The sequence below is a fragment of the Bacillus haikouensis genome (genome assembly GCF_013179555.1).
Taxonomy (GTDB): domain Bacteria; phylum Bacillota; class Bacilli; order Bacillales; family Bacillaceae_B; genus Rossellomorea; species Rossellomorea haikouensis_A.
Genome location: NZ_JABMCR010000143.1, coordinates 1 through 11167, shown reverse-complemented (window position 1 = coordinate 11167; position 11167 = coordinate 1). Strand labels below are relative to the sequence as shown.

Below are 11167 nucleotides of genomic sequence, written 5' to 3'. Positions count from 1 at the left end.
ATAATATATAATTTTCTTCTATTTGGAAGTCCCAATGGTTATCATCCTTAACTACTCTATTTTAAGAAAATTAATGATGTTATTAAAATTCACCTTCCATTGACATTCTATGCATTCATATACTGCCTTTAACCACTTTACGCCTGTTATGATAAGCAAAGAAGCTGAAGTTCGACTGACCGCTCCTCAGCAATCGTGTCCTATTATTGAATAACCAAAAACTTCTGGTAACTAGTATTATGTTCAATAATAATGAACGTTTCTTGTGACTCCAAACAAACGACTAAGAACCTAATTCTGTGCATGGTCCTTAATCTGCGAAACGGATATACTATAAGAGAAATGTAATAGAAAATAGGTGAAGCAAGTGAATGAATTGGATAGATTATATAAGATATATCAACCGTTTCTTTTTTCCATTGCGTACCGTATGCTTGGATCCGTTACCGATGCAGAAGACATCGTTCATGATTTATTCTTGCAGCTTAAGCTTGACACCAATCAAATTGAGGACATGAAAGCATATCTTGCAAAAGTGACGACGAATCGCTGTCTGAACTTTTTAAAATCAGCCCGTAAGAGAAGAGAAATTTACACAGGTCCCTGGCTGCCTGAACCTCAGGTACTCCAACCAGAGCAACCTTTAGATAAGATTGTAAAAGACGAAACCGTTTCTTATGCCTTTCTCGTTTTGCTGGATCAGCTGTCACCTGTTGAAAGAGCAGTGTTCGTTCTTAGAGAAGCATTTGCATATGACTATGGGGATATTGCCGGGATGCTGGAAAAGACTGAAGTGAATTGCAGAAAAATCTACAGCCGTGCTAAGCGGAAATTAAAAAGGGATATGCCTGTCAATCCGGAGAACACTGAACATATTGATCTCCTCGCAAAAACATTCATAAAAGCATCGGCGACCGGAAATTTTGAGAAATTTATTGATATCCTTACAGAAGATGTGGTACTCGTGACCGATGGCGGAGGAAAGGTGATTGCTGCATTAAATCCGATTGTTAACAAACAGCGCGTATCTGCCTTTCTTAAAGGAATTTCCGCTAAAGGAAGTTTCATAGGAGAACTTCTTCCGGTGATGGTCAATGGCCAGAAAGGAATCCTGCATGTAAAAGATGGGCATCCTGTCAAAATCATTTGCTTTGAATTAGATTCAAAACAAAAAAATATCCGGAAAATCTTTATTGTTTCAAATCCGGATAAATTACATCATATTCCTGTTCCTTAATAAGGATAAAAAGAGAGCTCATTCGGCTCTCTTTTTTTATGTCACAAATCACTCCTCTGTTTTGTCTTATTAGTGAACCCCTAAAACAAGTAATGGAGGAGATAGACATGGAACAACGTGTTAACTACATGCGGACAAACAAGGAAGTTGTTAAATTACTGTTTCAATTGGAGGAATATAAGAAAACAACGGAAATCGATAACAAATTAATCCAATTGATTAAAATTCGTGCTTCTCAAATCAATGGCTGTGCATTCTGCTTGGATATGCACACAAAGGATGCCCGGGCAGATGGTGAAACCGAACAAAGAATTTATTGTTTGAGTGCTTGGCGTGAAACACCTTTCTACCTTGAGGCGGAAAGGGCAGCGCTGGAATTAACGGAAGCAGTCACAAACATTTCGGCAAACGGTGTACCAGATGATCTGTATGAGCGGTTCCGCCTTCATTTTGATGAGAAACAATATATCGATCTCATTACTCTCATTATCACGATCAACGGCTGGAACCGATTGGCCATTTCAGCCAAAAACATACCTGGAGACTACAAGCCTGCAGCAGAAAAGTAATGATGCACCAAAAAAAATCCCTCTATTTCAGAATAAATACGAGGGATTTTTTACTTAGTCTTTATTCTACAAGATGGTCCTTTTCCTTTTTCATTCATTACTACCTCTAGTTCCCGAATATCCGTGATAACTTATACCAACTCAAATTCAAAGCTTAAGCCTATCAGCCCGTTTGCCTATTTTTTTACATATCCTTTTTAACCCAATGATATATCCTCTCCAGTTAGCTCAACAAAACCTTCCCCTTAAATCCACTCTTTTCCATGTTCACGAATGAATGTTATGTCGCTTTGATAATGCTCAAAGTGTCCTTCTTCTATCATTTTTTGAAAGGCACTATCACCTTTACTTGCTCTTCTTTTCATGTAAGTACATAATCCCTCTAATCGCTGCAATACCATCTCTAAAAAGCCCTTCTCCATCCCCTCAATACCATAGGACTCAAAAAACATTTCAATCCTTTGGTTTATACGGCCGGCATCCTTTAACGGATCATAATAAACTGCCCCACCCGTTTCGGAATGATAAAGTCTGCTTAAAGGTACGCATGTGTAAAGAGTATAGGCTATATCCCAAAGTCTCGGACCAGGAGCAGCAACGTCAAAATCAATAATTCCTACCGGCTTTTCGTGATTAAAAATAATATTATAGATGGCAAAGTCATTGTGACATAACACTTCAATTGGTTGAGGCGTGTTATCAATTGATTGCCAACTATCTTCGATTGGAAAGTCACTTACAGCGTCATGATAGAGACGCAGCATTTTCGCTATCTCTTTTAAAGCTTCACTAGACCACATATACTTCTTTAAAGGATAATTACCAGCTTCTCCTTCTATAAATGATAATATCTCTCTATTTTTTTCATCAATACCTAAAAACTTCGGTGCGTAACTGAAGCCTTTGTTTTCCAGATGCTTTAATACCTTATGAATTTTGTAACTATTTTCCTTTAAGTCCCGTCGCACGGAATCTCCCGAACGATATACGTTTGAGACATTCCCACCTGATAGCACTTCTTCGTTTTCATAGTGATTTTTCATTAAAATTCCTCCAACATAGGAACTCTCTGATTGTGTCAATAGAGATGTTTTTTACCCTTAATTAAAGCAGTCTTCAAGTTATTGCCCCTTATAATTGAAAACTATTTCCTTGGATGAATAGACATCAGCAAACCACCTTAACACCCCATTATGGTGGTTTATGATTTGATAGGCAGTAAGCTCACTTGAGTCCCAGGTACTGTGGGCATCTGAAATTAACGTTACTTTATATCCCTTACTGAAAGCCGTGCGACAAGTGGTGTCGACACACGCTTCTGTTTGAATTCCAGCAATATGTATATGCTTTATCCCTTTTTTACTCAGTTCTTCTTCTAACCTGGTATTCAAGAATGCATCTGGAGTTGTTTTTTGAACTATAACATCAACTGGTCGTGGTTTTATTTCAGCGTGAATTTCCCATCCTTTTTTGCCATATTCCAATGGTTTCCCTGCCGGGGCATTGTGTTGAAGGTAATATACTGGTGTATTGGTTGAATAAGCTTTTTCAATCAATGTTTTTATGGTAGAAATGAGCTCATCTCCTTTGTAAACCTCTGCCCCCTCCTGAAACATCCCCTTCTGTACATCTATTATCAGTAAAGCATTACTCATAATCCTATACTCTCCCTTTATAAAGTTCTTCGTTGATCATTCATGGCGACAAAACTATTCAGAAGTTACCAGCATCATGTAAAGATGAAACAAAAAAATCTTTAAACTCCAAGGTTGCTTACTACCCAATTTGTAAATATAATTCCGCCTATTGTATTAACGGCTCCCAAGACCATAATGATTTTTCCTTGATTCCCTACTTCATAATCTCTTTTTAGAACTAACCCAAGAAAAAACGCAATAGGACCAAACACAATTGGACTAAATAGATAAGGAAAAAATGCCGAAATCCAACTTATAATTAACAATATTCTCTTTCCATCTTTCTGCTTAATAGTTCCTTCCATAAATAATTCCTCCTAATTATTGATAAATCCTTTGTTTCGTGTACTCGAACTTATTCTATTAATCTCCTGTTAACGGAACAAAGAAAAAGCTGGAAATCAACTGCACGATCTTCAGCTTTTGACCGCTTAATTGAGGTAGCTAAGTTACTTTATTACTGTATATTGAAGCCAAACCGCCCCATCACTAACAGGCTTCATATTCTTTAACTCTAAGTTAGTCGCATCACCTATATCCTTTAAATTCTCTGAATCAAAAATAGAAGGTGTAGAAGTACCTCCTATTGCTAAAGGGGCTATGACTAAACTAATTTCATCAATCAGACCTTTTCTTAAAAAAGCACCATTTATTGAACCCCCACCACTAAGTCCCAATTTTCTAAATCCCACCTCATATAACTTATGTAAAGCTAGAGGTAAATCAATATACTCTCCTTTTCCAGCTAGAATATAATTGATTCCTTTTTCTTTTAACTGTTGAATGTATGTACTCGAAACGTTTTCTTTGGTAACAACTAATAACCCTTCTGTTTGATACCAATTTAGACGTCCCTTACCATCAAACACAATATATGCTTTTGATTTTTGAGGTACATAGATAGGCTTATCCAGTTCTACCCAATCTTTCCCCCAAACAATTAAACTTTCACTCCCAGATACTAAACCATCACAATCTAAATCATCGTATAGTTGATGAGTTATTTCATTTGCCTCTCCATCTATCCCTGCCGCTGTCCATTCCGCGACATTTTTTCCTGGTGCTGTGGTAATTTTTCCATCAATAGAAGAAAAGATGTTTAAAATTACTTCTGGTTTATTCAATATATCCCCCCCATTTCGTAGTCTCTTTTTCATGTTATAGTAAACAAAAAAAGAGCTCAGTTATTGTGTAACTCTTGTTCAAAAATCCTCTCTCTATAAAAAAAGAGATAACTCTGTTTTTCTCGCTGCTCTATAACTTAATACCAATTATTTCAAAATCCCATCTGTAACTCAATGATTAATTTCACAAAAAAAGAAGCTTATCTGTTCAAGATAAGCTCCCTTTCGTTAAATACATTATTACATTTTTCTTTCTTTTATCCATGACCAAATTCTATAACTGCCCAAAATGGATAGTAAGAAAAGAATAATCATTGCCATTACCCATATACCTAACCGGTTAACTTCTCGTAAACCTTCTGCATTTAAAGCTATAAAAGTTGAAATTCCTGCAAACATCAGGTAACAGAATACATTAGGAATAATCCAGACAACTCTCAATTTAGTGTTCTTCCAAAAAATAACCCCTTTATATAAAAAACTGTCCAATAATTGAGTAAGGGATCAGTGCTCGATCTTCAGTTATCCCCCGATCATTTAATACTTATTTACTTTGCTTCAACTATAAAACTTGTATATGGTTCATCACCAACTGACACATCAATCTTCCAAAGCCCTTCCTTTTCAAGTACGAACTTTGCTCCGCTTTGTTTGCTATCAATATCCCATTCATAAAGTTGTACTGTCTCTCCTGTATCTTTATGAGTTGCTTCCATTTTATATCGTTTACCATTAAAGTCTTCATCACTATCCAAGAAATACACGTGATACAATCTGCCTTCACTTACTGGAAATTCTGGCTCATCACTTTCACCGTTCACCTTCATAATCCCAAACCTTCCTTCCGTTCCATGTAAAGTCATATTTTCATAAGTAAATGTTGGACTTAACTCCCAACTGGATACTGGTTGATCTTCTGTTAATCCGTCTTTGATCATTTCCAGGATGTATTCACCTCTAAAGATAAAGAAGGTTAATACCAAGAGGGACAAGAGAATTATTAAGCCAAAGATTATTGAAGGTATTAATCCTTTTTTCTTTTCCATTGTTTGATACCCCCTTTTAGATATAACTTCCCTTAACGTAATTAACAGTTTAAAAGTTAGACGGAAACAGAATTTTTTTAGTTTCAAATTATTGAATTAATCTTTCTTACTTAAATATAAAAGCTGGTATCTATACCTAATCTTCACGATAACAATCTTGTCAGAGTTCACTTATATTACAAATAGAGAAGGTGGGACAAAAGTGTTTTAATCAAAGTAAAACCCAAACTAAATTGCCTACTAACAGGCAGAATAGTTCGGGTTTTTATTTTGTTCAATGTACATTTAGATTTCAGCTCTTTCCAGCGGTTGATTGGAGTGCAATGCCGAGTTATCATGAACAAAACTAGCTCCTTACCCGTTACATCGTAGGTTAATTTGGTAATCAGACCTTTATACGGAAAGATAAAATGTGAAAACCCACGAATATCAGAGTGCTAACCGCAGTAGAGATTTTTGCCTTCTTGCCGTATTCTTACCTTCTATTCAATCAAAGAAGAAGGAGGATCAAGACAAACTAAAATAAGTTACACTCCATCCTCTCAGGGTGAAATTGTGTAAACTTATCCATATTCAAAACCGGTTCCAGCGATTGATTGGAGTGCAAAACGAAGACTCCTGCGTGAGAAGCGTGTTAGGTAGACTTGTCCAGCTCCGGCGGCTAGAGGCTCACCAACCGCCCGCGGAAAGTGAAGTCTTGCACGGAAATCATTAGCGGTATTTAAAACATACACTGAAATTGTTCGTCTTTATGTCGTGGTTTTCCCAACCCCTGTTGTATATAAGTTTCAAACAGAAAAAAACAGCCTGCTAATCAGGCTGTTTTTGCAGCGGGGATCGTACCCCAATTATTCTTCTTACATGTATTCATCGTTCCAACATGGGAATCCTGCTTTTATATTTATCAATCAATTTTCTATTATGTTCTCCCCCGCCATCTACGTTTCCGCTCTTGAAGATTGGCGGATCAAACTGCTGTTCAATCATCACGTTGACTGCCTCTGCCATAACCGCATTGACAATCGCCGCCCCGATAACCGTTGATCCCGAACCAAACGATTCATCCAGTGATTCGTGCTGCATAAGGGAATCCCCTACCTCAATATGATTATCAATCGTTAGGTCACATGATTCATATAAGTACTTTCCAGTCTTGTGCCTGGATGATTGGCTTTTGGCATAACGGGGGGAGGTGATGGCTATTACATAAGCACCTTGTTTCTTCGCGATTTCGGCAACATCGATCGGCACGGGATTCCTGCCGGATGTCGAAGCGACAATCACGACATCTTCCGGTTGTATCCTGATATCAGCCATGAAATCTTCAGCTAATTGTTCTGCTTTTTCTAATTGAGAAGAGCGAACCGCCCCTTTATGGAGCATTAAATCTTCTATTAGAATCGGGCTGATTGGTGCCAGTCCTCCGGCTCGATAAAATAACTCTTCCCCCAGCATGTGTGAATGGCCGCATCCGAAAACGTGGACAATCCCATCTTGTTGAATAGAAGATGCAATGGCTTGTGCTGCATTCTTGATTCTATTGCCTTCATCCTTTTCGACTCTATTCAATAATTTCTGGAGCTCTTCGAAATATTGATTGAACATGGCTGGAAACCCCTTTTTATTTTTTGAATCCGTTCATACGATAATGCTGATTCTTTCATTCGTTAAATAACAGTGAAAAGGATTTAGATATATACCTTCTCATTGGCCAACGCGGCTTTATCCGCAATGATTGTAACATTTGGATGGTTTCTTAATATGGAGGCAGGGAAGCTTTCCGTTACTTCATTGTGCAGGAATTGAGATAACGCTTCTTTTTTATTTTCTCCTGAAATAAGGAGCAATATTTCCCTGCTTTTCATAATCGTCGCGATCCCCATCGTAACAGCCTTTTTGGGAACATCTTCGAAACTGGAAAAGTATCGTGCATTTGCTTCTCTTGTCGACTGAGCCAATTCGACGATATGTGTGTTGGACTCAAATGAGGTGCCTGGCTCATTGAAACCTATATGGCCGTTGCTCCCGATTCCAAGGATCTGCAGGTCAACCCCTCCATGATCGCTTACCAATTTTTCGTAATCCGTGCATTCCTTTTTAAGGTCACATGCATCCCCTTGTGGAATATACGTGTTACTTTTGTCAATATCGATATGATTAAAAAGCTGATGGTTCATAAAGTAGCGGTAGCTATTGGGATCATCTCCCGAAATGCCGGCATACTCATCTAAATTAAATGTTGTGACGTCTTTATAGGACGTGTGATTTTCATTATGATCTTCAATTAGATTTTGATACGTCCCTATAGGAGTCCCTCCTGTAGCGAGACCGAGATTGAGCTTTTTTGAATGACGGACTTTTTCTAAAATGTATGCTGCAGCCCGTTTGCTCATTTCTTGATAATCCTTTACTTCAATAACATTCATATCGTTTTCCTCCTTTAGACATGCAAGTGTCGTCTTGCAGAACCTCTATACAAATAATCTATAATGTTTGTGCTTTCTTCTCAGATAATCGTTTGTCGAAATGAACTCTTCAGAATAAATCCGTATTACCTTTAGCAAAATAGATGTGTGATGATCTTTCATCAACCCGCACCTTTTCGAACGTTTATGATACAGCTTCACTTTTTAACTATGAGCCGATATCATCTTAGCATCTCCAACCCGAATATGTCTATACCAATTTAAATACACATTTTTTCCGAATATCCAATTTAATGTATTTACTGTCACAACTGGATTGATGTATGTACAGATATCGATATTGGTATAGACATCTATATAGATTCGGTGTTATGATAGGGCTTGTTTAGAAAAACGCTTTCATCAATTTCTTTAAAGGAGAGAGTACAATGTTAGGATTTTTACAACGAATTGGTAAATCGCTAATGCTTCCAATCGCAGTATTGCCTGCAGCAGGATTGCTTCTTCGATTCGGGCAGCCTGATATGTTGGACATTGCTTTCATAGCTAATGCCGGTGACGCAATATTTGCTAACTTGGCACTGATTTTCGCCATTGGAGTTGCAATGGGGTTTGCTAAAGATAATAATGGAGCTGCAGCATTATCCGGTGCTATCGGCTACTTAGTTTTAACAAACGGTACCCAGGCTCTGGATGAAAATATTAATATGGGAGTATTAGGAGGAATTATTGCAGGTATAGTGGCAGGACTGCTCTATAACCGTTTCCATGATATAAAGCTCCCTGAATGGTTAGGATTCTTTAGTGGAAGAAGATTCGTTCCAATCGTCACATCTGTTGCAATGGTCATCATAGCCGGCATAGCGGGATATGGTTGGCCGCCGGTACAAGCTGCCATTGATGGGATTGGAAATTGGATCATTGATATGGGTGCAATTGGTTCAGGGCTGTACGGTTTCTTGAACCGTTTATTGATTCCACTGGGACTGCACCATGTATTAAACAGTTTGTTCTGGTTTGAATTCGGTGATTATGCTGGGAAATCAGGGGATATTGCACGATTCTTCGCAGGAGATCCTTCTGCAGGAGGCTATATGACTGGTTTCTTCCCTGTTATGATGTTTGGTCTTCCCGCAGCTGCATTCGCCATTATCGCCACTGCAAAACCAGAGAAAAGGAAAGCTGTTTCAGGTATGTTCATCGGCCTTGCGTTAACTTCTTTCCTTACCGGGATCACAGAACCAATCGAATTCTCATTCATGTTTGTAGCCCCATTATTATATGGAGTCCATGCCGTTTTAACAGGGCTTTCCATGTGGATTACATCCCTGCTTGGCATTCGGGATGGATTTACATTCTCAGCGGGTGCGATCGACTATTTACTCAACTTCCAAATTGCTGAAAAGCCTTTGCTGATATTGGTTGTCGGAGTCATTTATGCCGTCATCTATTTCGTCATTTTCTATGTCTTAATTAAAGCACTGAACCTGAAAACACCTGGCCGTGAAGACGAAACAGAAGAAGAAGAAAGTCACGCAGGTCCTGCTGTCGGAAATGATAAATATGAACAAATCGCCCATTATTTCATCCAGGATATCGGCGGAAAAGATAACCTTACTGTCATTGATAACTGTGCCACGCGCCTTCGCCTTAACGTAAAGGACATGGAGAAGGTAAATGACTCTTCATTAAAGAGACATGGAGCAAAAGGAGTCATGAAAATAAATAAGACCAATCTGCAAATTATCGTTGGTACAGATGTTGAATTTGTTGCAGAGGCCATGAAACGATATGATGGAACTCATACGAATGCAATTCCAGCTTCAGAAGCGGCACCTGCTCCTGAAACCGGGGGATTGATTCCATTGAACGAAAAGGACTTTGTTTCACCTATCGAAGGTAAAATTGTGCCTATCACAGAAGTGGAAGATCAAGTATTCTCACAAAAAATGATGGGTGACGGCTTTGCAGTTGTTCCGACGAAAGGATCTGTCGCTTCGCCTGTTGATGGAGAGATCATGAACATCTTCCCTACAAAGCATGCGATCGGAATCAAATCCAAGCAGGGATATGAAATCCTGATCCATATCGGAATCGATACTGTAAAGTTGAATGGAGAAGGCTTTACTGTACTTGTCCAAGAAGGAGAAAAGGTTACAAAAGGACAGGAATTAGTAAAATTTGATCTTACATTCATAGAAAAATCAGCCACTTCCATCACTACACCAGTTATATTCACGAACTTGACCAATCTTAATCTTAAGAAACTTGGCAGCGTAAAACAGGGTGAAAATGGAGTGTTAACGATAGAATAAAACCTTGAATAAAAAAAGTAGTGTCTTAAGCGGATGATTCACCGCTAGACACTACTTTTTTTCATTAGATGCAGAACTTGCTTTATTTAGCTCAGCCCCCTATGTTCTCCCTAAAATGAAGGAGGAGTGACTGAGAAAAAGATAGTTGCTTCTGTACTGTAATCGTTAATCCACAGATGTTTCATACGGGAAGGAATCTTCACACTATCCCCGGTTTCCAGGACATATTCTTGTCCCTCTAAATTAATTCTTATTTGCCCTGTTAAGACAAATGCAACTTCTTCCCCCTTATGTTCTAAAGGCTTTTCCGATGATGTACTATCAGGAGGAAAGGTCATGATAGCCGAAGCCAGTTTTCCAGAAAGATCAGGTGATACTAATTCATATGTCAAATGATCAATCACCATTTTCCGCCTATTCTTTGATCTGACGACTAACTCTTCTGTATTTACTTCTTCCAGCAAGAAACTGAATGTAGGGACATTCAGGACTTTAGCTAAGACCTTAAGAGTTTGAATAGAGGGATTTGCGATCCCCCGTTCAATCTGACTTAACATAGAAGGTGTTATTTCAGCTGTGTCAGCTAATTCCCGAATGCTTAAACCATTTGATTTCCTGTACTGCTCAACCTTTTTCCCTATATTAATATTTTCCATTATACACTCCGTTAAATTAGATTTAATTTTATTAAATATTACTTAACTCATCTCTTGTTTCTATGTTAAAATAAATTTACTTTAATTAAGTATGATT

At 38.2% G+C, this 11167-nt stretch carries 11 protein-coding genes; 3 read left to right on the top strand and 8 right to left on the bottom strand.

The features are described 5' to 3' along the window. The first annotated feature begins 367 nt into the window (after positions 1–367). Both HP456_RS14085 and HP456_RS14080 read left to right on the top strand, forming a co-directional pair. Positions 368–1237 carry an RNA polymerase sigma-70 factor gene (locus HP456_RS14085; protein ID WP_172252150.1) on the top strand — a complete coding sequence of 290 codons (870 nt, stop codon included), beginning with the start codon at positions 368–370 and terminating at the stop codon, positions 1235–1237. 107 nt (positions 1238–1344) lie between these two features. Further along, positions 1345–1806, top strand: coding sequence for a carboxymuconolactone decarboxylase family protein (locus HP456_RS14080; RefSeq protein WP_172252148.1), 462 nt, complete (start codon positions 1345–1347; stop codon positions 1804–1806). A 245-nt stretch (positions 1807–2051) separates the two neighbouring features. Here the strand turns inward: HP456_RS14080 and HP456_RS14075 are convergent, their stop codons facing one another. The 7 genes from HP456_RS14075 to nagB form a co-directional block, all read right to left on the bottom strand. Beyond that, a complete protein-coding gene (locus HP456_RS14075) occupies positions 2052–2849 on the bottom strand; it encodes a phosphotransferase (protein ID WP_172252146.1) in 798 nt (265 codons plus the stop codon). Positions 2850–2927: 78 nt separating this feature from the next. Beyond that, positions 2928–3461: a cysteine hydrolase family protein gene (locus HP456_RS14070; protein ID WP_172252144.1), complete on the bottom strand. Its 534-nt coding sequence runs from the start codon at positions 3459–3461 to the stop codon at positions 2928–2930. A 101-nt stretch (positions 3462–3562) separates the two neighbouring features. Next, a complete protein-coding gene (locus HP456_RS14065; RefSeq protein WP_172252142.1) occupies positions 3563–3808 on the bottom strand; it encodes a hypothetical protein in 246 nt (81 codons plus the stop codon). Between the two features lie 144 nt (positions 3809–3952). Next, positions 3953–4627, bottom strand: a complete 675-nt coding sequence (locus tag HP456_RS14060) for a RibD family protein (RefSeq protein WP_172252140.1) — start codon at positions 4625–4627, stop codon at positions 3953–3955. A 548-nt stretch (positions 4628–5175) separates the two neighbouring features. Beyond that, positions 5176–5673: a hypothetical protein gene (locus HP456_RS14055; protein ID WP_172252138.1), complete on the bottom strand. Its 498-nt coding sequence runs from the start codon at positions 5671–5673 to the stop codon at positions 5176–5178. 867 nt (positions 5674–6540) lie between these two features. Continuing rightward, complete coding sequence (locus tag HP456_RS14050) at positions 6541–7278, bottom strand: SIS domain-containing protein (protein WP_172252136.1); 738 nt, start codon at positions 7276–7278, stop codon at positions 6541–6543. Positions 7279–7361: 83 nt separating this feature from the next. Further along, the gene (nagB, locus tag HP456_RS14045) at positions 7362–8099 is read right to left on the bottom strand and encodes a glucosamine-6-phosphate deaminase (RefSeq protein ID WP_172252134.1); all 738 of its coding nucleotides are present in this window, start codon (positions 8097–8099) and stop codon (positions 7362–7364) included. A 428-nt stretch (positions 8100–8527) separates the two neighbouring features. Between nagB and nagE the strand changes: the two genes are divergently transcribed. Beyond that, positions 8528–10414, top strand: a complete 1887-nt coding sequence (gene nagE / locus HP456_RS14040; protein ID WP_172252132.1) for an N-acetylglucosamine-specific PTS transporter subunit IIBC — start codon at positions 8528–8530, stop codon at positions 10412–10414. A 110-nt stretch (positions 10415–10524) separates the two neighbouring features. Here the strand turns inward: nagE and HP456_RS14035 are convergent, their stop codons facing one another. Beyond that, positions 10525–11070, bottom strand: coding sequence for a helix-turn-helix domain-containing protein (locus HP456_RS14035; protein WP_172252130.1), 546 nt, complete (start codon positions 11068–11070; stop codon positions 10525–10527). Between the last annotated feature and the right edge of the window lie 97 nt (positions 11071–11167).

Excerpts from the sequence above, each read along its gene's own strand:
- HP456_RS14080 (WP_172252148.1), top strand. The coding sequence starts at position 1,345 with ATGGAACAACGTGTTAACTACATGCGGACAAACAAGGAAGTTGTTAAA.
- nagE (WP_172252132.1), top strand. The coding sequence starts at position 8,528 with ATGTTAGGATTTTTACAACGAATTGGTAAATCGCTAATGCTTCCAATC.
- HP456_RS14055 (WP_172252138.1), bottom strand. The coding sequence starts at position 5,673 with ATGGAAAAGAAAAAAGGATTAATACCTTCAATAATCTTTGGCTTAATA.
- HP456_RS14035 (WP_172252130.1), bottom strand. The coding sequence starts at position 11,070 with ATGGAAAATATTAATATAGGGAAAAAGGTTGAGCAGTACAGGAAATCA.
- HP456_RS14075 (WP_172252146.1), bottom strand. The coding sequence starts at position 2,849 with ATGAAAAATCACTATGAAAACGAAGAAGTGCTATCAGGTGGGAATGTC.
- HP456_RS14070 (WP_172252144.1), bottom strand. The coding sequence starts at position 3,461 with ATGAGTAATGCTTTACTGATAATAGATGTACAGAAGGGGATGTTTCAG.
- nagB (WP_172252134.1), bottom strand. The coding sequence starts at position 8,099 with ATGAATGTTATTGAAGTAAAGGATTATCAAGAAATGAGCAAACGGGCT.
- HP456_RS14065 (WP_172252142.1), bottom strand. The coding sequence starts at position 3,808 with ATGGAAGGAACTATTAAGCAGAAAGATGGAAAGAGAATATTGTTAATT.
- HP456_RS14050 (WP_172252136.1), bottom strand. The coding sequence starts at position 7,278 with ATGTTCAATCAATATTTCGAAGAGCTCCAGAAATTATTGAATAGAGTC.